The sequence below is a fragment of the Pontivivens ytuae genome (assembly GCF_015679265.1).
Lineage (GTDB): Bacteria > Pseudomonadota > Alphaproteobacteria > Rhodobacterales > Rhodobacteraceae > Pontivivens > Pontivivens ytuae.
Genome location: NZ_CP064942.1, coordinates 252241 through 269291, shown reverse-complemented (window position 1 = coordinate 269291; position 17051 = coordinate 252241). Strand labels below are relative to the sequence as shown.

General features: G+C 67.9%; 21 protein-coding genes. 12 read left to right on the top strand and 9 right to left on the bottom strand.

Annotated elements, in window-relative coordinates; translation table 11 throughout:
* Positions 1 to 64 precede the first annotated feature (64 nt).
* Positions 65 to 844 (top strand): sulfite exporter TauE/SafE family protein, encoded by a 780-nt coding sequence (locus tag I0K15_RS01145; RefSeq protein WP_196103628.1) that lies wholly within the window; start codon positions 65 to 67, stop codon positions 842 to 844.
* Between the two features lie 91 nt (positions 845 to 935).
* On the opposite strand, the gene I0K15_RS01140 is transcribed toward I0K15_RS01145, so the two are convergent.
* Positions 936 to 2360, bottom strand: coding sequence for a gamma-glutamyltransferase (locus I0K15_RS01140; protein ID WP_196103627.1), 1425 nt, complete (start codon positions 2358 to 2360; stop codon positions 936 to 938).
* A gap of 67 nt (positions 2361 to 2427) precedes the next feature.
* Between I0K15_RS01140 and I0K15_RS01135 the strand changes: the two genes are divergently transcribed.
* Together I0K15_RS01135 and I0K15_RS01130 are read left to right on the top strand one after the other, a co-directional pair.
* Positions 2428 to 2802 carry a VOC family protein gene (locus I0K15_RS01135; protein WP_196103626.1) on the top strand — a complete coding sequence of 125 codons (375 nt, stop codon included), beginning with the start codon at positions 2428 to 2430 and terminating at the stop codon, positions 2800 to 2802.
* Positions 2803 to 2890: 88 nt separating this feature from the next.
* Positions 2891 to 3385: a GrpB family protein gene (locus tag I0K15_RS01130; protein ID WP_230374420.1), complete on the top strand. Its 495-nt coding sequence runs from the start codon at positions 2891 to 2893 to the stop codon at positions 3383 to 3385.
* Positions 3386 to 3508: 123 nt separating this feature from the next.
* Here I0K15_RS01130 and I0K15_RS01125 read toward each other — a convergent pair whose 3' ends face one another.
* A complete protein-coding gene (locus I0K15_RS01125) occupies positions 3509 to 5110 on the bottom strand; it encodes a phosphoenolpyruvate carboxykinase (protein WP_196103624.1) in 1602 nt (533 codons plus the stop codon).
* A gap of 292 nt (positions 5111 to 5402) precedes the next feature.
* On the opposite strand from I0K15_RS01125, the gene I0K15_RS01120 reads away from it, so the two are divergent.
* From I0K15_RS01120 to I0K15_RS01095, 6 genes are all read left to right on the top strand, one after another.
* Positions 5403 to 6098: a response regulator transcription factor gene (locus I0K15_RS01120; RefSeq protein WP_196103623.1), complete on the top strand. Its 696-nt coding sequence runs from the start codon at positions 5403 to 5405 to the stop codon at positions 6096 to 6098.
* A gap of 3 nt (positions 6099 to 6101) precedes the next feature.
* Positions 6102 to 7823 carry an ATP-binding protein gene (locus I0K15_RS01115; protein ID WP_196103622.1) on the top strand — a complete coding sequence of 574 codons (1722 nt, stop codon included), beginning with the start codon at positions 6102 to 6104 and terminating at the stop codon, positions 7821 to 7823.
* Positions 7824 to 8027: 204 nt separating this feature from the next.
* Positions 8028 to 8699: a PAQR family membrane homeostasis protein TrhA gene (trhA, locus tag I0K15_RS01110; RefSeq protein WP_196103621.1), complete on the top strand. Its 672-nt coding sequence runs from the start codon at positions 8028 to 8030 to the stop codon at positions 8697 to 8699.
* A 74-nt stretch (positions 8700 to 8773) separates the two neighbouring features.
* Positions 8774 to 9652, top strand: a complete 879-nt coding sequence (gene rapZ, locus I0K15_RS01105) for an RNase adapter RapZ (RefSeq protein ID WP_196103620.1) — start codon at positions 8774 to 8776, stop codon at positions 9650 to 9652.
* A 36-nt stretch (positions 9653 to 9688) separates the two neighbouring features.
* Complete coding sequence (locus tag I0K15_RS01100; protein WP_196103619.1) at positions 9689 to 10114, top strand: PTS sugar transporter subunit IIA; 426 nt, start codon at positions 9689 to 9691, stop codon at positions 10112 to 10114.
* Positions 10114 to 10383 carry an HPr family phosphocarrier protein gene (locus tag I0K15_RS01095; RefSeq protein ID WP_196103618.1) on the top strand — a complete coding sequence of 90 codons (270 nt, stop codon included), beginning with the start codon at positions 10114 to 10116 and terminating at the stop codon, positions 10381 to 10383. Before I0K15_RS01100 ends, I0K15_RS01095 begins: the two co-directional genes overlap by 1 nt.
* A 247-nt stretch (positions 10384 to 10630) precedes the next feature.
* Here the strand turns inward: I0K15_RS01095 and I0K15_RS01090 are convergent, their stop codons facing one another.
* From I0K15_RS01090 to I0K15_RS01080, 3 genes are all read right to left on the bottom strand, one after another.
* Positions 10631 to 11200: a cytochrome b gene (locus tag I0K15_RS01090; protein WP_196103617.1), complete on the bottom strand. Its 570-nt coding sequence runs from the start codon at positions 11198 to 11200 to the stop codon at positions 10631 to 10633.
* Between the two features lie 52 nt (positions 11201 to 11252).
* Complete coding sequence (locus tag I0K15_RS01085) at positions 11253 to 11822, bottom strand: YceI family protein (RefSeq protein ID WP_196103616.1); 570 nt, start codon at positions 11820 to 11822, stop codon at positions 11253 to 11255.
* A gap of 123 nt (positions 11823 to 11945) precedes the next feature.
* Positions 11946 to 12401, bottom strand: a complete 456-nt coding sequence (locus I0K15_RS01080; RefSeq protein ID WP_196103615.1) for a DUF4304 domain-containing protein — start codon at positions 12399 to 12401, stop codon at positions 11946 to 11948.
* An 84-nt stretch (positions 12402 to 12485) separates the two neighbouring features.
* On the opposite strand from I0K15_RS01080, the gene I0K15_RS21145 reads away from it, so the two are divergent.
* Positions 12486 to 12611, top strand: coding sequence for a hypothetical protein (locus I0K15_RS21145; protein WP_277882908.1), 126 nt, complete (start codon positions 12486 to 12488; stop codon positions 12609 to 12611).
* Between the two features lie 24 nt (positions 12612 to 12635).
* On the opposite strand, the gene I0K15_RS01075 is transcribed toward I0K15_RS21145, so the two are convergent.
* Positions 12636 to 13232, bottom strand: coding sequence for a hypothetical protein (locus tag I0K15_RS01075; protein ID WP_196103614.1), 597 nt, complete (start codon positions 13230 to 13232; stop codon positions 12636 to 12638).
* A gap of 109 nt (positions 13233 to 13341) precedes the next feature.
* Positions 13342 to 14001, bottom strand: a complete 660-nt coding sequence (locus tag I0K15_RS01070; RefSeq protein ID WP_196103613.1) for a J domain-containing protein — start codon at positions 13999 to 14001, stop codon at positions 13342 to 13344.
* A 121-nt stretch (positions 14002 to 14122) separates the two neighbouring features.
* Between I0K15_RS01070 and I0K15_RS01065 the strand changes: the two genes are divergently transcribed.
* On the top strand, positions 14123 to 14356 hold the full coding sequence (locus I0K15_RS01065) for a BolA family protein (RefSeq protein WP_196103612.1): 234 nt from the start codon (positions 14123 to 14125) through the stop codon (positions 14354 to 14356).
* A gap of 2 nt (positions 14357 to 14358) precedes the next feature.
* Positions 14359 to 15027 (top strand): DUF2461 domain-containing protein, encoded by a 669-nt coding sequence (locus tag I0K15_RS01060; protein WP_196103611.1) that lies wholly within the window; start codon positions 14359 to 14361, stop codon positions 15025 to 15027.
* Between the two features lie 125 nt (positions 15028 to 15152).
* Here I0K15_RS01060 and I0K15_RS01055 read toward each other — a convergent pair whose 3' ends face one another.
* Positions 15153 to 15443 (bottom strand): GIY-YIG nuclease family protein, encoded by a 291-nt coding sequence (locus tag I0K15_RS01055; RefSeq protein WP_196103610.1) that lies wholly within the window; start codon positions 15441 to 15443, stop codon positions 15153 to 15155.
* Positions 15444 to 15673: 230 nt separating this feature from the next.
* On the bottom strand, positions 15674 to 16834 hold the full coding sequence (gene argE, locus I0K15_RS01050; protein WP_196103609.1) for an acetylornithine deacetylase: 1161 nt from the start codon (positions 16832 to 16834) through the stop codon (positions 15674 to 15676).
* Positions 16835 to 17051 lie beyond the last annotated feature (217 nt).

The following is a 17051-nucleotide window of genomic DNA, read 5'->3' as shown; positions in this document are numbered from 1 at the left end:
ATTTGCCGCAGAAGACCGTTTATTAGCATTGCGTTGCGAGATGTGGCCGTGCGACGAAACGCGCATGTCCTTCTTCGCGCCGCTCTTCGCCGAGTACGATCCTCTCAGCCTCGTCCTCGCCGCCCTCGTCATGTTCGTGGCGGGATTCGTGAAGGGCGCGGTGGGGTTCGCGCTGCCGATGGTGGCGGTCTCGGGCATCGGCTCGATCCTTCCGGCGGCGGTCGCGGTGGCGGCGCTGATGCTTCCCGCCCTGCTGACCAACGTCTGGCAAGCCCTGCGCGACGGCCTCGGCAAGGCGCTGGAGAGCCTGCGCACCTTCCGGGCCTATACCCTTGGCATCGTTGTGGTCATGGGGCTGGTGGCGCCCCTTGTGAGCATCCTGCCCGCGCCTACGCTCCTCCTGATCCTCGGCGTCGGCGTGACCTTCTTTGCCGCCATTCAGCTCGCAGGCTGGCGGCCGAGCGCGGAGATGGCGCGGCGCCCCGCGGCCGGTGCCGTCTCGGCCGGGATCGCAGGCGTTTTCGGCGGCCTCGCCGCGGTCACAGGCCCGCCGGTGGTGCTCTACATGCTCGCCCGCGGCGTGCCGAAGGTGGAGCAGGTGCGCATCCAGGGGGTCATCTTCCTCCTCGGCCTCATCGTGGTGACGAGCATCCACGGGGCGACCGGCGTGCTGAACGCGGTGACGCTGCCCCTCTCCGTCCTCCTGATCGCCCCGGCTTTCGCGGGCATGGCCGTCGGGCTCTGGGTGCAGGACCGCTTGGCGCAGGAGACGTTCCGGCGCGCCACGCTCGTGGTGCTGGTGATCGCCGGGCTCAACCTGCTGCGGCGCGGGCTCGCGGGCTGACCCCCTTCATCTTTCCGAAAAATACGCCCGTTGGCGGCGCATGTTTCTGGCGGTCCGTCTGGATATTTGGGCGAATCCGAAAGCCCGCGCCTTACATGAGTGCGGCCCCGTCCCGCCTGGCATCCGCGGCGGCTTCGAACGCGCCCCGGCGGGTGCGGCGGACCGCGTGGACCCCGCCGAAATAGGGGGAGGGGGCGGGCCATTCGGTCGCCTCCGGCCAGGAGGCGAGGAGGGCGTCGCGCGCCTCCTCCATCGGTTCAAAGGCCAGGCGGCCCTTCTCCACATGCAGGCGCGGTGCGGCGATCGCCTCCTCCAGCCGTGCGCCGTCGGTCAGCTGCAGCAGCACCTGCAAGAGCGCCGAGCGGATGCGGCTCGATCCGCCGGAGCCGAGCAGCGTCACCCCGCCCTCCGCATCGTGCAGCGCCAGCGGGCACATGGCCGAGCCCAGCCGCGTGTCGAGCGGCCAGCTTTCGGGACCGTCCGGCAGCAGATCCTCCTCGCCCAGCATGTTGTTCGGCATGATCCCGGTCCCCGGCAAGACGAGCCCCGCGCCCGCGCCGTTGGAGACAGTCAGCGCGGCGCCGTTCCCCTCGCGATCGATGGCCGAGATTTGCGTCGTGCCGGTCTGCCGCACCGCGTGGCGGGCGAGGGCAGTGCTCAGAGCCTCGGCCCGGGCGCTCTCGGGCAGGGTGGCGGCGTTCTCCAGTGCCTGAAGCGCGGCGGCGATGGTGAGCGCATCCGGCCGCCGGGGCAGGGCGTCGAGGGCGAGGGCCAGCGCCGCACCGGTGATCGAGGGGACGGGCGTCAGGTGCAGCCGCGTCCCGGCGCGCTCGGCCTCCAGCGGGTCGCGCCAGCGCGGCGTGTGGCGGCGCAGGTCGAGCGGCGTCAGAACCGCGCCGGGCAGGTCGCAGAGCGCCTGCGCGACCTCGCCCTCGGTGAATAGCCGCGACCCCTCGATCGCCAGCACCTCCAGCGCGTCGGCGAGGGCGGGGTTGCGGTGGTGCTTGGCCGCTGCGCCGTCGTCGAGATGCAGGGCCGCCGTCTCCGCCGTCGCGGCGAGGATCGGGGTGACGATGCGCGCGATGGAGGCCTGCATCTCCGACACCGCCACGCCCTCCCGCGCCGCGCGGACCGCGGGGGCGGCGAGCTCCGCCATCGGGATGCGGCCGAGCCGCTCGTGCGCCTCGAAGAGCATGGGGACGAGGCCCGGCACCGCGATCGTGCCCGCGCCGATGTGGAAGACCTGGGTCGAGGTGCCGAAATCCGCCTCGATGCTGCGGATATCCCCCTCCGCCCGCAGCCGCGGCGTCCGCACGAATCCGTCGAGCAGCCGCGGCGCGCGCCCGGCCGGAGCGGCCATCAGGAACCCACCGCCCAGCGGCTGGGCGAGCACCGGCTCCGCGACGAAGGCCATGAAGCAAGCCGCGATGCACGCATCCACGGCGCTGCCCCCGGCGCGCAGCACCTCGTGCCCGGCCCCGGCGGTCAGGGCATGTCCTGCGGCGATGGCGGTCATGGCGTCTCCCGTTTCTTCTGGCCTCGCGCATATCGCCCGGGGCAGGCTGGCGCGCAAGGAGGATGCCATGCCGCTCGTCACCGCCATCGACCACATCGTGCTCACCGTCCGCGATATCGAGGCGGCGGTGGCCTTCTACGAACAGGTGCTGGGGGTGGAGGCCGTGACCTTCGCCGGCGGGCGGCGGGCGCTGCAGGTGGGCGACCAGAAGATCAACCTGCAGGTGCTGGGGCAGGAGACGCGGAACCACGCGGCCATCGGCTGCGGCGATGTCTGCCTGGTGACCGAGGCTGCGCCGGAGGAGGTCGTGGCGCGGCTGGAGGCGGAAGGCGTGGCGATCGTCGAGGGGCCGGTGGCGAAGACGGGGGCGCGGGGGGCGATCACCTCGGTCTATTTCAACGATCCGGACGGGAACCTGATCGAGGTGTCCTCTTACGGTTGAGGGCGTAGGGGCTCCGCCCCGTTCAGGCCTTACGGCCCGAACTCCCCGGGATATTTCTACAAGGCAGAAGGAGGGGGCTTTGGTCGAGGTGGTGTCCTACGATGCGGAGTGGCCCGCGGCATTCGCGCGGGAGGTGGCGCGGATCGCGCCGGCGTTCGGGGAGGGGCTGGTTGCGATCCATCATATCGGCAGCACCTCGGTGCCGGGGCTCGCGGCGAAGCCGATCCTCGACATGCTGCCCGAGGTCACCGACATCGCGGTGGCCGATGCGGCGGCGGAGCGGCTGGAAGTGCTGGGATATGAAGGGCTTGGCGCCTACGGCATTCCGGGGCGCCGGTACTTCAGGCGGACCGTTGCGGGGCGCCGGACGCATCACATGCATGCCTTTGCCACCGGCTCCGACGGTCTGAAGCGGCATCTCGCGCTGCGGGACTACCTGCGGGCGCATCCCGACGAGGCCGCGGCTTATGGTGCGCTCAAGCTCCGGCTCGCGTCGGAGGTGCCGGATATGGAGGCCTTCATGGATGGGAAGGATGCCTTCGTGACGGCGTTGGAAGCCCGCGCACTCGCGTGGCTCGGATGATCGCGCCGCGGGCGCGCCCGGCCAAACGGGATGAGGCGCCGGAAGGCGTCGAAGACGGGCGGGAGTGTTTCGGGGATATGTGACAGGATCCGGGCCGGGCCGCGGATCCTGTCACATGTTGTATCAGGCGGCGGTGACCGCCGCGGCCTTCACCTCGGCGTCCACGTGACGCTCGTACTGCGCGAAGTTGTCCGCGAACATCGCGACCAGCTTCGCGGCCTGCGCGTCATACGCCGCCGGGTCGGCCCAGGTGGAGCGCGGGTCGAGCAGGTCGTCGCAGCCCGGCACGCTCACCGGCACCTCGAACCCGAAATTCGGGTCCTTGCGGAAGATCGTGTCGTTCAGCGAGCCGTCGAGAGCTGCCGTCAGCAATGCGCGAGTCGCCCGGATCGGCATCCGCGAGCCGGTGCCGTAGGCGCCGCCAGTCCAGCCGGTGTTGACCAGCCAGCAGGTCGCGCCGTGCTCCGCGATCTTGTCGCGCAGGAGCGATCCGTAGACCTCCGGCCGGCGCGGCATGAAGGGCGCGCCGAAGCAGGTGGAGAAGGTGGGCGACGGCTCGGTCACGCCCTTCTCGGTTCCCGCCACTTTCGAGGTGAAGCCCGACAGGAAGTGATACATCGCCTGCGCGGGCGTCAGCCGTGCGATCGGGGGCAGCACGCCGAAGGCGTCGCAGGTCAGCATCACGATGTTCTTGGGCGTCCCGCCACGCGCCGTCTCGGACGCGTTGGAGATGTAGTGGAGCGGGTAGGCGCAGCGCATATTCGGCGTCAGGCTGTCGTCCTGGAAGTCGAGCTCCTTGGTGTGCGGATCGAAGACCATGTTCTCGATCACCGTGCCGAACATGGAGGTGGTGCCGTAGATCTCGGGCTCCGCCTCCGGGTTCAGATCGATGGTCTTGGCATAGCAGCCGCCCTCGAAATTGAAGGTGCCGTTCTTCGACCAACCGTGCTCGTCATCTCCGATGAGCACGCGGGACGGATCGGCCGACAGCGTGGTCTTGCCGGTGCCCGAGAGGCCGAAGAAGACGGCGACGTCCTGGTCGTCGTCGGCCGCGTGGTTGGCCGAGCAGTGCATCGGCATCACGCCCTGCTCAGGCAGCAGGTAGTTCAGGAGTGTGAAGACGGACTTCTTGTTCTCGCCCGCATAGGAGGTGCCGCCGATCAGGATCAGCTTCTGCTCCATGCTGATGGCGATCACCGTCTCGGACCGGCAGCCGTGGCGTTCGGGATCGGCCGAGAAGGAGGGGCAGTTAAGGATCGTGAACTCGGGCACGAAGCTTGCGAGCTCCTCCACCTCGGGCCGCCGCAGCAGGTGGCGGATGAAGAGGTTGTGCCAGGCAAGCTCGGTCACCACGCGCACGTTGAGCCGGTAGGCGGGGTCCGCCCCGCCGTAGAGATCCTGCACGAAGAGCTCACCGCCCTTGATGTGCTCCAGCATGTCGGCATGCAGACGCGCGAAGGCGTCGGGCGCCATGGGGGCGTTGTTCTCCCACCAGATGGTGTCCTCGACCGACGGTTCGCGCACGACGAACTTGTCCTTGGGCGAGCGGCCCGTGTGCTTGCCGGTGGAGACGAGGAAGGCGCCACCGCGCCCCAGCGTGCCCTCGCCCCGGCAGCAGGCCGCCTCGATCAGGGCGGGCTCGAGGAGGTTGTAATGGGTTTTCGCGACGCCGGTCAGACCGGTGCGCTCGAGGGTGTGGTCTGGATTGACCTTGCCGATCTCCATGGGAAGAACGTGCTCCTGAAAACGAGTGCCGCGCATGTTCAATGGCGACGCGGCACAACGTCTCTCTCTGCCCGGATGCTGCGAAAGGGCCAGTTCCGCGGTGCATGTGTCACCTGCCCCGGACGGCGACGACCCTTGATACCTGTGAACTATTCGCAAATCCAGTGCGCAGAAATTGGTATTATCTTCCGCAACCGCTTTGGATGCACAATCGTGGGTTGTGCGCACCACCGCTTGCACGCGCCGACCGCAGGCGTGATAAAGTAAGACAAAGACGTGTCAGGGCGGAAACATGGCGAGCATTGCACTGGTTGACGACGACAGGAACATCCTGACCTCCGTGTCGATGGTCCTGGAATCGGAAGGATTTGAGGTCAGCACCTTCAGCGACGGGGCCGCGGCCCTGCCGGTGCTGTCGCGCGGCGAGGTCGATCTGGCCGTGCTCGACATCAAGATGCCGCGCATGGACGGCATGGAGCTGTTGCGCCGGCTGCGGCAGAAGAACGACCTGCCGGTGATCTTCCTCACCTCCAAGGATGAGGAGATCGACGAGGTTCTGGGCCTGCGGATGGGGGCGGACGACTACGTCCGCAAGCCCTTCTCCCAACGCCTGCTGCTGGAGCGGATCCGCGCGGTGCTGCGCCGCCGGGCCGCCAGGATGGAGGAGGCGGACCCCGACGCGGACACGATCATGACCCGCGGCAAGCTCGTCATGGACAGCCTGCGCCACACGGTGACGTGGGACGGGGCCTCGATCTCGCTGACGGTGACGGAGTTCCTGATTCTCCAGGCTTTGGCCCAGCGGCCGGGCTTCGTGAAGAATCGCGACCAGCTGATGGACGCGGCCTATGACGATCAGGTCTATGTGGACGACCGCACGATCGACAGCCACATCAAGCGGGTCCGCAAGAAGTTCAAGAAGGTGGACGAGGGGTTCACGTCCATCGAGACGCTCTATGGCGTCGGGTACCGCTACACCGAGGTCTGATCCGTGAACAAACCCACCCGGCCGGAGGAGGGCGCGGGGCGGCGGCTGTCCCTGCCGAAGCTGGAGCGGGGTGGCGGGCTGACCGTGCCGGTGGCGGATGTGCCCGATGCGGCGGAGGTGAAGCTCTACCGTACCTCGCCGATCGCGCGGCGAATCGTCTTCTTCAACCTGGTGGCGCAGGCGACGCTGGTCATCGGCATCCTGTTCCTCAGCCGCTTTGAAAGCTCGCTGATCGAGGAGCGGCAGAGCGCGCTGATCCGCGAGGCGGCGATCGTGGCGCGCACGCTCGACCAGTTCGCTGCGGCGGAGGAGGGGCCGGGGCTGGATCGGGAGGTCGCACGCGCGACGCTGCTGGATTTCGGTGACATGGTGGATGCGCGGATGCGCCTCTTCGACACCGGGGTGCGCCTGATCGGCGATACGGGTGCCGTAGCGCCTGACGAGATCGTGGAGCCACCGATCGCCGAGGAAACCGAAGGTGAGGCACCGGCTCCCGAAACGGTCGTCGAGGAGGTTCCTCGTCAGGCCAGCCGCCTGTTCGACACGGCCATTGCCCGCATGGCGCAGCTAATCCGCCAGGTCGAAGGTGACGTTCAGGTGCTGACTGCGCAGGACATCCGTCGTCTTGCCGAAGCGGGCTTGGCCGGACAGGCGCAGGCCGTGATCACACGGGATCGGACCGGCGATTACATCATGTCGGTGACGCTGCCGGTGGGCCCCGTCGAACAGCCGGCGGGTGCACTGCTGCTGTCCACGCGGGGCGGGGATATCGAGGAGCTGGTGTCGGCGGAGCGGCGGCAGCTCATGACCGTCTTCCTGCTTGCCCTCACCGTCTCCATCGCGCTGTCGATCGTGCTGGCCCGGTCCATCGCGCGGCCCTTGCGGGTGCTGGCGAGTGCGGCGGAGAAGGCGAGTGGATCGACGCGGGACATGGCGCCGGAGCGGATCCACTTCCCGGACCTCACGGCGCGGCCCGATGAGATTGGCTATCTGAGCCGCGCGCTGATTCTCATGACCCAGGCGCTCTACGAGCGAATCGAGGCGAACGAGGCCTTCGCCGCCGATGTGGCGCACGAGATCAAGAACCCGCTCACCTCGCTGAAATCCGCCGTCGACACGATGCACTACGCCAAGACCGACGAGCAGCGGCAGCGGCTGATGGACGTGATCGCGAGCGACGTGCAGCGTCTGGACCGGCTGGTGACCGACATCTCCAATGCCTCCCGCCTCGACAGCGAGCTGGTGCGGGAGGAGATGGAGCCCTTCGACCTCGGCCAGCTCGTCACCTCGCTGGTGGAGTACAACCAGGGCCAGGCGGAGGATCGGGGAGCGACGCTGGTGGCCGAGACGCCGGAGCGCCCGATCCGCGTGCAGGGGCTGGAGGGGCGGCTCGCGCAGGTCTTCGTCAACCTCATCACCAACGCGCTGAGCTTCACGCCAGAAGGCGGGCGCGTCACCGCGAAGGTCTTCGAGGAGGGCGGCAAGGCAGTGGTCACGGTCGAGGATACCGGGCCCGGCATCCCGCCCGACAACCTGCAGGACGTCTTCTCACGCTTCTATTCGGAGCGGCCGGGGCAGGAGTTCGGCAACCACTCGGGCCTCGGCCTCGCCATCTCCAAGCAGATCGTCGAGGCGCATCAGGGCACGATCAAGGCGGGCAACGTGCTGGCCGAGGACGGTGAGACGCGCCTCGGTGCCCGGTTCACGGTGCGGCTGCCGATCTGAGGGTCATCGGGCGACCGCGAAACCCATCGCTGTGCGGGGACCAGTTGAGCTTGTTCGGTCCGAGATTCGGGACGCGAAGCGCTGGTTCCAGAACTCCGCCCGACCGCCTTTCCGGTCCGTTATTCACGCTTTCGTAAGACGAATGCGCTTAGCTTTGACGGAGAAATCACTCGAACGTAACGGCTTTGGGGTTACCCTTGCTGCATGAATGACCAATCGACATACGTCCCGGTCTACCCGGCCTATGCCCGCTCGGAGCGGATCGCGGACGGGATCATCCATGTGCTCGGCATCGCGGGTGCGGCCATCGGGGTGCTCTTCCTGATGATCTGGGCCGCGACGCATCTGGGCGTCGGGCAGGTCACGGCACTGGCCGTCTACGGCAGCGCGATGATGGCGATGTTCGTCGCCTCCGCCTGCTACCACATGACCCCGTGGGAGGCGTGGCGCCCGTTCTTCCGCCGCATCGATCAGGCGGCGATCTACCTGAAGATCGCGGGCACCTACACGCCGCTGGTGGTGATCATCGGCAGCTTCACCTCCTATTTCGTGCTGGCGGTGGTCTGGGCGCTGGCCGCCATCGGCGTCTTCGGCAAGCTCTTCCTGCGGCACCGCCCCGGCCCGGCGCTGCCGTGGACCTACCTCGCCATGGGCTGGATGAGCGTGCTTCTGCTCTGGTCTCTGGTCAGCATTCTGCCCTGGGCCGCGAGCACGCTGATCGTGACGGGCGGGCTGCTCTACACGATCGGGGTGGTGTTCTACAGTTGGGAGAGCCTGAAGTTCTCCAACGCCATCTGGCACGGCTTCGTGGTGGCGGCGACGGTGTGCTTCTACGCGGCCATCGTGCTGGGCATGCGGGTCAGCGTCGTCGCCTGAGGCCGGCGCGACCTTTCCACCCTTTCGCGAATCCCCGCCCTGTGGCGTGATCCCGCCGGTGAGGGAGAGGGGCGATGAGCGATATCCGAAAGATGCAGAAGGACGTGGTCCTGGTGACCGGCCCCTCGGGCGCGGGCCGCTCCACGGCGATCCGGGTGCTGGAAGATCTGGGCTTCGAGGCCATCGACAACCTGCCGCTGGGCCTCGTGAAGGACGTGGTGCGCCATGTCGGCCCCGCCGCCCCGCTGGCCATCGGGGTGGACGTGCGCACGCGGGGCTTCTCCGCCTCCAACCTCATCGACATCGTGGACTGGCTGGTGGAGGCGGAGCATGTGCGCGGGCAGCTCCTCTACCTCGACTGCGCCCCCGACGTGCTGCTGCGCCGCTTCTCCGAGACGCGGCGGCGCCATCCCCTCGCCGATGTGCCGAGCCCGGAGCAGGCGATCGCCGCGGAGCTCGACCTGCTGATCCCGCTACGGGGGCGGGCGGACATCCTGATCGACACGTCGGACCTGTCGCCGCACGATCTCAAGTCGCATATCGGAGCCTGGTTCGTGCCCGAAAGCGATGCGGGCCTCTCGATCAGCCTTGAGTCGTTTTCCTACAAGCGGGGGCTGCCGCGAGGCCTCGACATGGTGCTCGACTGCCGCTTTCTGAGGAACCCGCATTGGGATGAAATGCTGCGCCCGCTCACTGGCCGGGACGCCGCCGTCGGTGAGTATATCAGCGGAGATCCGCGTTACGCGGCGTTTCTGGAGCAGACATTCAGCCTTCTGGACCTTCTGATCCCCGCCTATCGCGAGGAAGGCAAAGCGTATTTCGGCCTCGGCTTCGGGTGTACCGGTGGACGTCACAGGTCTGTCTGGATGTGTGAGACCGTTGCAAAACGGCTTGCGGAGCGTGACATCCGGGTGTCTATTCGACACAGGGAACTGGAACGGCGGGGGACCTGAAGGGCCGTTCCGGAAGAAAGCAAGGGTGAGACCGGGTTGTTCGGGATCGTCATCGTGGCCCATGGAGGCCTTGCCAAGGAATATCTTTCCGCGCTGCAGCATGTGGTCGGAGAACTGGACGGGGTGCGCGCCATCTCGGTCGGGCCGGAGGACAGCCTCACGTCTCGGCAGGATGAGATCTGCGCTGCGACCGAGGCGGTGAACACGGGCGACGGCGTCGTCCTGGTGACCGACCTGATCGGCTCGACTCCCTCTAATCTCGCGATGAAGGCCTGCACGCGGCGGGAGATGGACGTGATCTACGGTGCGAACATGCCGCTGCTCGTCCAACTCGCGAAGTCGCGGCACCGCGACCGGCGCGTGGCCGTGAACGCGGCGCTCGACACCGGGCGGCGCTGCCTCGATGCGCGGCGCAGCCCCGCGACGCCCCCGACGCCCAAGGCCCCCGCCCGCGTCGCCTGATGGTGCGCCTGACCCTCGACATCGTGAACGAAAAGGGCCTGCACGCCCGCGCCTCCGCCCGGTTCGTGGAGTGCGTGGAGGCGCGCGATGCCCAGGCCACCGTGGCGCGGAACGGCCAGGTGGTCGCGGGCGATTCGATCATGGACCTCCTGATGCTGGAGGCTGCGCCGGGCACCTCGATCGAGGTGGAGTGCCGCGGGCCCGAGGCCGAGGCGCTGGCTGAGGATCTGAAGGCGCTGGTGGCGGATCGGTTCGGGGAGCCGCGCTGAGCCCCGGGGGCTGGCGGCGCTGGGATGTTTGCGATCGTTTGGGTCTGTAGGGAACGGCCCCGGATCGGGTCCGGGGCGGTAGCTTTTCGAAGTGAATGTGCCGCGCGGGATGCCCCCCCTCCCTAACCCTCCCCCCGCGAGGGGGAGGGGACTAGGTTCGCCCGGTTGACAGGCCGGGCGGCGTTCGTCCGGGGCTCGGCCCGTAATCGGGCGAAATCGTCCGCTGGATGATTTCCCCGAAGCCCGATCACCCCACCGTCATGCGTTTCAGGACGTCGTCCTTCTCCTTGAAGTGGTGCTGTAGCGCGGCGCCGATATGGGCGACGAGAACCACGCCGAGCAGGATGCCGGACCAGAAGTGGACGAAATGGGCAACGTTCTCCACCCATTCCACGCCGGGCACCCAGGGGTCGGGCATCGCGAAGGCGCCGAAGACCATGTTCTCGATCGCGAGCAGGTCCTGCAGGGGCGAGGCGGCGCTCATCACCCAGCCCGACAGCGGCAGGATGAAGATCATCGAGTAAAGCACCGCGTGGCTCGCATGGGCCGCACGCTTCTGCCAGCGCGGGGTGTCCGCGGGCAGGCCGGGCCGGGGTCCCGAGACCAGCAGCCAGATGACGCGCGCCACCGCGAGGACGAAGACGACGAAGCCCCAGCTCTTGTGCACCTGGGTCGCCGCGAACTGGTCCAGCGGGTCGGCGAGGAAGTTGGTCATCCAGACGCCGTAGCCGAGCTGCCAGACGATCAGGATCGCCGTGATCCAGTGGATCGCCTTGCTCATCCAGCCCCAGCGGGCGGTCGTGTTCATGATCTGCATCGCGCGTCCCTCCATCAGGGGCGGGGGCCGCGACGGGCCCCCGCGGGATCGATCATTCCTGGTTGGTGAGCTCGATGTTCACCGTCACCGGGATCACGGCCGGGATCGCCGGCGCGCCGAAGCCCATGCCGAAGGCGGTGCGATCGACGTCAGCCGTCGCCGTGAAGCCCGCGATCTGCATCTCCGGGTTGAAGGGGAACGGGCCGAGCGCGTTGAGCGTCGCGTTGAACGTGACCTCCTGCGTCTGGCCGAGCATGGTCAGATCGCCGGTCACGTCGGCCGTGTTCTCACCGGTCTGCGTGACGGAGGTCGAGGTGAAGGTGATCTCCGGATACTCGCCGGTGTTCAGGAAGTCGGAGCGGTTCAGATGCTCGTCCCGCGCTTTCCAGCCGGTGTCGATCGAGGCCGCGTCGATCACGAAGCTGATCTCGGTCGCCTCGATGTCCTCGGGGTCGAAGGAGACCTCGGGCTCGAACTCGGTGAAGCGGCCGCTCATGGTGGAGAAGCCGAGATGGCTGACCTCGAACGTCACCTGGGTGTGGGACATGTCGACCTCCCACGCCTGTGCGGCGAAGGGGGCGGCGGTGAGCGCAGTGGCGAGAGCCAGGGAACGCAGGGACATCGGATAACTCCTGTTGGGTTCGTCGATGACCGGGAAGATGGGGCGAACCCCGCGGCCTGTCACCCGGTCAACAATCCAACAGATTGTCCACGGATCGTGGACCGATGCGGAAACGATCGCGGCTCAGTCGTAGGGGTGGATGTTCGGGCTGACCGTCCCGTCGCGCAGCCAGGCGTCGATCTGGGGGATGTGGCCGGCAACCTCGCGCATCAGCTCGTCGAGGGCGGCGCGATCGTCGGCGATGCGCGCATAGGCGTAGTGGTCGGGGGAGGGGCTGCGGTCCCGCTTCGGTTGCGCCTCGCCGGGGCCGAGGCGGGCGCGGCTGGGCAGCGGGAGGTAGTCGACCTCGAGCGTCTCGGGCGGGACGAGCTCGTCGTTCCCGTTGTGGAAGGGACCGCGCTGCACTCCGAACTCGATGGTGAAAGCGCCGCCATAGGTCCAGGGCTGCACCATGACGAGGTGCAGAACCTCGCCCTCCGCCCGACAGAAGTTCGGGTAGGCGACGTCGTAGCCGGCCTCCCTCATGGCAGGTTCGAAGATGGCCTTGAAGGCCGCGCGCAGCTTTCGGGACTTGGACATGGGAGGGCTCGGGAGATTTGGTGTCGGGCGGGGCGTGTGCCGCCACGCTAGCCATGGGGCGGCGGCCGGGCAATGGGGAGGCGGATGCGGTCGGTTTATGTGGACGGGCGGGCGGCGCCGGTCTGGATCGGGCTCCACGGCTCGGGCCGGGTCGAGGCGAACATCGGCCATCTGCCGTCCCGAGAGGAGATGGCGCGTATCCGGGCGTAGAGGCGGGCTGCCTTCGGAGTAGCGTTACCCTTGCGGGACCGGGCGGCCCTCGGCCTCGAGCTGGCGGATCCGTTCGGCGAAGACCTCCTGCCGCGGCACCCAGACATATTCGGGGTCCTCGGTGACCGGCGACCAGTGGAGCAGGCCGCCATTGCGCCAGGGGTCGAGGACGATGCCGTCGAAGAGGCCCTCGCCGCGGGCGCTGACGATCACCGTGCTGTGGTCGATCCGCCAGCGGCTGTCGGCATTGGCGATCGCGCGGTGGAGCGTGAGGGTGCGGAAGTTCTCTTCCTCCAGCCGGGCCTGCAGGTCATCGGCCCAGTGCCAGCAGAGGCCGCGGTCGCGCAGCCCCATGTTCACCAGCATGTTGTGGCGCAGCGGCGGGTCGGTGACCCCGTATTGCAGGGCGAGCTGGCGGGGGTACTGCAGCGAGATGCGGGCGGCCCGCGCGGCCTCGTCCGGGTCGACATCGGGGGCGAGGCTGCGGATCTCCTGCGTCAGCGCCGCGATCTCGGGCTCCTCGGCCGGGGGCAGTTCGGTGACCGGGCCGCTGGCACAGGCGGCGAGGAAGAGCAGCGAGACCAGCGCCAGCATGCGCGTCACGATCCGAAGCGGGTTCATGCGACCTCCACGTTTGAGCCCCGGTTTGAGCACCGGCTGGTCTAGCGCCCGCCGGCTCCGCGGTCGAGTAACGTCTTGAACAGGATGAAGGTTGCGCCCTGGCTGTCGCTCAGTCAGGGAAGGAGCGGGAGCCCTTGATCTGGTCCCAGGCCCAGACGACCTCCTGCAAGCGGTCCTCGTCGTCGCGCTTGCCGCCGTTCATGTCGGGGTGAAGATCCTTTACGAGGCTTTTGTAAACCTTGCGTAATTCCGACTTGGTAAGCGTGTCCTCTGCGCCCAGGATGTCGAGCGCGCGGCGCTCGGTCGGGGGCAGCTTGCGGCGGCGCGGCTTGTCGGGGGCGGCCGCGGGGTTGCGGGTCGCGTTCTCGCCCAGCACCTCATAGGGGTCGTCATAGCCGAAGCGCGCCCAGGCGCGGCCCTCGGCATGGGAGTGGGTCTTGGCCTTCTCCGCGCCCGTCTTGAAGGACCAGGTGGGACGCTCGCCGACGCGGTCGCGCTCGATCTGCTCCTCGAATTCCTCCTCGCTGTGATGCTCGAAGAAGTTCCATTTGAGGTTGTACTCGCGGATATGCTCCTTGCAGAACCAGAAGTACTCGTCGAGCCGCTCGGGGCTTTTCGGCGCGCGGTAGAGGCCCGGCTTCTCGCAGCCCGCGTGGTCGCATTGCTTGGTCGAGGAATTGACGGCCCCCGACTGCCCGCGCGACTTCGCCCGGCGCCGCTTGTCGGCGGAGACGGAGATGTCGAAATCGAACGGGTTCTTCCGTGCCATGGGGACCTCTCTCAGGCGGACGCTTCCGACTCAAGGTCGGTCAGTTTAGACCTATGAGCGGCAAGGTGAAGAGCCGCGAGGCGGCAGGAGGCCAATTTTGCGTGTGGCAGATCGCATCGATATGAAATTGCGGGAGAATTTTGCCCCGCGTGAGCTGGAGGTGGTCGACGAGTCGCATCTTCACGCCGGTCACGCGGGCGCGCCCGATGGCGGGCAGAGCCATTTCCGGGTCCGGATGCGGGCCGAGGCGCTGTCCGGGCTCAGCCGCGTGGCGGCCCAGCGGAAGATCTACGCGGTCCTCAAGGACGAGATGGCAGGCCCGGTCCACGCCCTCGCCCTCGACGTCGGCGCCTGAGTGTGGGGGAGGCGCCGGGCTTCACCGCAGAGAGCTTCGGGTTTCTCGAGGAGCTCGCCGCGAACAACAACCGCGAGTGGTACAAGGCGCACCGGGACCGGCACCGCGATGCGCTGGAGATGCCGTTCGCCCGGATGCTCGGCGCGGCCTCCGAGGCGCTGTCGGAGGACGGCGTGGAGCTGTCGGGCGGCAAGCGCACGATGTTCCGGCTGCAGCGCGACACCCGGTTCTCGGAGGATAAGACGCCCTACAAGACGAGCGTGTCGGGGATGCTGACGCCCTCGGGCGAGAAGCGGGAAGCCTACGGCGTGGTTTATGCCCAGATCGATGCGGCGGGCGGCTTCATGGCCGCGGGCTACCACGCGCTGACGCCCAAGCGGCTGGAGCCGATCCGGCGGCGGATCCTGGAGGAGGACGCGGCGTTTCGCGACATGCTGGGCGGGCTGGAGGCCGCGGGCTTTCCGCTGGACCGGACCAACGCGCTGACCGCGATGCCGCGCGGCTTCCAGGACGAGAAGGACCACCCGCTGGCGGACTACGTGAAGCTGAAGAGCTTCCTGATCCGAGAGGATCTTGAGCGGGAGGTATGGATGTCCGGCGAGGTCGTGGACCGGATGGTGCGGACGGCTAGAGCTGCGCTGCCGCTGCTTGCGTTTGGTTGGGTGCGGTAGGTGTTGTAGGGAGGGCGATCCCGGGTCGAGCTGGTGACGCTGGCGTTTTCTTGGAATCACCCCGGACTTGATCCGGGGTCTTTCAGAACGAAGCGGTCCCGGCTCTTCGGCCGGGACGGTTGTCATTACTCGAAAGGGATGTCGTGGGAGAGATCCCGCCAGTCGGGGTTCGTCTCCTCGATCAGGGCGTCTTTCCAGGCGCGGCGCCAACGCTTGAGGCGTTGTTCGCGGTGGAGGGCGTCGACCGCGTCCACATGCGCTTCGAACCAAACCAGCGTGCGGATGTTGTAGCGGCTGGTGTGGGCGCCGGCGTGGCTGGTGCGATGCTGTTCCATCCGCCGCTGCAGATCGGCGGCGGAGCCGATGTAGATCGGGCCGCGGGGGCGGGTGGCCAGGATGTAGACGTAGCGGGTCACGTGTTGAGGGTCGGCGACCGCGGTTAAGGGGCGGTGAACGGTCCCGGCTCTGGGGCCGGGACGGTTTCGATGTACCCTACCGTTCCGGCCGAAGAGCTGGGACCGCTTTGATGAGAACGGCCCCGGGTCGAGCCCGGGGCGGTTTCAAGATTGTCCTACCGTCCCGGCCGTAGAGCCGGGACCGCTTCGTTCAGAGCGGCTCCGGATCAGGTCCGGGTTGGTATCAACCCTCAGCGCGCCAGTTCGGCCACCAGCTTTTCCATGAAGGCCTCGCCCGCAGCGAGCTGTTCCACGGAGAGGTATTCGTCGGGCTGGTGGGCTTGTTCGATGGAGCCGGGGCCGCAGATCACGGTGGAGAAGCCGCCGTCCTGGAACTGGCCGCCCTCGGTGGCGTAGGCGACCTTGCCCGTCGCGTTCTCGCCCGTGAGGCGGCGGACGAGGGCTTCGGCGGCGCCGTCTTCCTCGGGGACGAGGCCCGGGGCGGTCGTGCGCTCGGTCACGGTGATCTTCGCCTCGGGGCGGATCGCCTGGATTTCGGCCTCGACCGTTGCGGCCTCGGCGCGGAAGCGGGCGACCCAGTCGGCGACGGGCTCGTTGGGCACCGCGCGGATGTCCACCGAGAAGCGGCAATCCTTCGCGGTGATGTTGTGGGCCGTCCCGCCGGAGATCATGCCGGAATGCAGCGTGGTGAAGGGCGGCTCGTAGGCCGCGTTCTCGGGCAGGGCGGTGGCGGCGTTGCGGGCCATCTGCTCATGCAGCCAGGTGATGAGGCGGGCGGCGGTCATGATGGCGGAGACGCCGGTATGGACCAGCGAGGAATGCACCTCGAACCCGCGGACGTCGACCTGGAGGCCGGCGATGCCCTTGTGGCCATCCACGATCTTCATCATCGAGGGTTCGCCCACGATGCAGGCGGCGGCTTGCGGGAGTTCGGAGGCGATGCGCGCTATCATCGGCGGGGCGCCGAGGCAGCCGACCTCCTCGTCATAGGAGAAGGCAAGGATCGCGGGGCGCTTCAGATCGCTCTCCAGCATTCGCGGCACGGCGGCGAGCGACAGAGCGAGCCAGCCCTTCATGTCGCAGGTGCCGCGGCCGTAGAGCTTGCCGTCGCGCTCGGTCAGGGTGAAGGGATCCGAGGACCAGTCCTGCCCGTCGATCGGGACCACGTCGGTGTGGCCTGAGAGGATGACGCCGCCCTCCACTTCGGGGCCGACGATGGCGTGCAGGCTGGCCTTCTGCCCGGTCTCGTCCGGGGTGCGCACGCTGGCGATGCCGAGATCCGCCAGATACTCCTCCACGAAGTCGATCAGCGGCAGGTTGGTGTCCCGGCTCACGGTCGGGAACGAGACCAGCCGTTCCAGCATGTCGCGCGCGCTGTAGCGTTGGGTCATGGCAGGGATCCGCAGTGGAGAAGGGGTGCCACACACTCGGGGCGAGCGGGGCGCATTGCAACAGAAAGTCACGTCCCCGCTGCAAATCGACGCAGGCGGGCAGCGGGCTCGTTTCAACTGGTTAACCGGTTTGCGTGACGGTTTGGGAACGATTGCGGTTGGGGTTTTGATGCTGAAGGGCGGCTAGGTTTTGCTGTCGCGATACGGTCACGTGGGC

Coding starts and splice junctions, on each gene's coding strand:
- I0K15_RS01085 (WP_196103616.1), bottom strand. CDS start 11,822: ATGTCCCTGCGTTCCCTGGCTCTCGCCACTGCGCTCACCGCCGCCCCC.
- I0K15_RS01090 (WP_196103617.1), bottom strand. CDS start 11,200: ATGCAGATCATGAACACGACCGCCCGCTGGGGCTGGATGAGCAAGGCG.
- I0K15_RS01140 (WP_196103627.1), bottom strand. CDS start 2,360: ATGACCGCCATCGCCGCAGGACATGCCCTGACCGCCGGGGCCGGGCAC.
- I0K15_RS01120 (WP_196103623.1), top strand. CDS start 5,403: ATGGCGAGCATTGCACTGGTTGACGACGACAGGAACATCCTGACCTCC.
- I0K15_RS01075 (WP_196103614.1), bottom strand. CDS start 13,232: ATGAACCCGCTTCGGATCGTGACGCGCATGCTGGCGCTGGTCTCGCTG.
- I0K15_RS01095 (WP_196103618.1), top strand. CDS start 10,114: ATGGTGCGCCTGACCCTCGACATCGTGAACGAAAAGGGCCTGCACGCC.
- I0K15_RS21145 (WP_277882908.1), top strand. CDS start 12,486: ATGCGGTCGGTTTATGTGGACGGGCGGGCGGCGCCGGTCTGGATCGGG.
- I0K15_RS01135 (WP_196103626.1), top strand. CDS start 2,428: ATGCCGCTCGTCACCGCCATCGACCACATCGTGCTCACCGTCCGCGAT.
- I0K15_RS01065 (WP_196103612.1), top strand. CDS start 14,123: ATGAAATTGCGGGAGAATTTTGCCCCGCGTGAGCTGGAGGTGGTCGAC.
- argE (WP_196103609.1), bottom strand. CDS start 16,834: ATGACCCAACGCTACAGCGCGCGCGACATGCTGGAACGGCTGGTCTCG.
- rapZ (WP_196103620.1), top strand. CDS start 8,774: ATGAGCGATATCCGAAAGATGCAGAAGGACGTGGTCCTGGTGACCGGC.
- I0K15_RS01070 (WP_196103613.1), bottom strand. CDS start 14,001: ATGGCACGGAAGAACCCGTTCGATTTCGACATCTCCGTCTCCGCCGAC.
- I0K15_RS01145 (WP_196103628.1), top strand. CDS start 65: ATGTCCTTCTTCGCGCCGCTCTTCGCCGAGTACGATCCTCTCAGCCTC.
- trhA (WP_196103621.1), top strand. CDS start 8,028: ATGAATGACCAATCGACATACGTCCCGGTCTACCCGGCCTATGCCCGC.
- I0K15_RS01125 (WP_196103624.1), bottom strand. CDS start 5,110: ATGGAGATCGGCAAGGTCAATCCAGACCACACCCTCGAGCGCACCGGT.
- I0K15_RS01080 (WP_196103615.1), bottom strand. CDS start 12,401: ATGTCCAAGTCCCGAAAGCTGCGCGCGGCCTTCAAGGCCATCTTCGAA.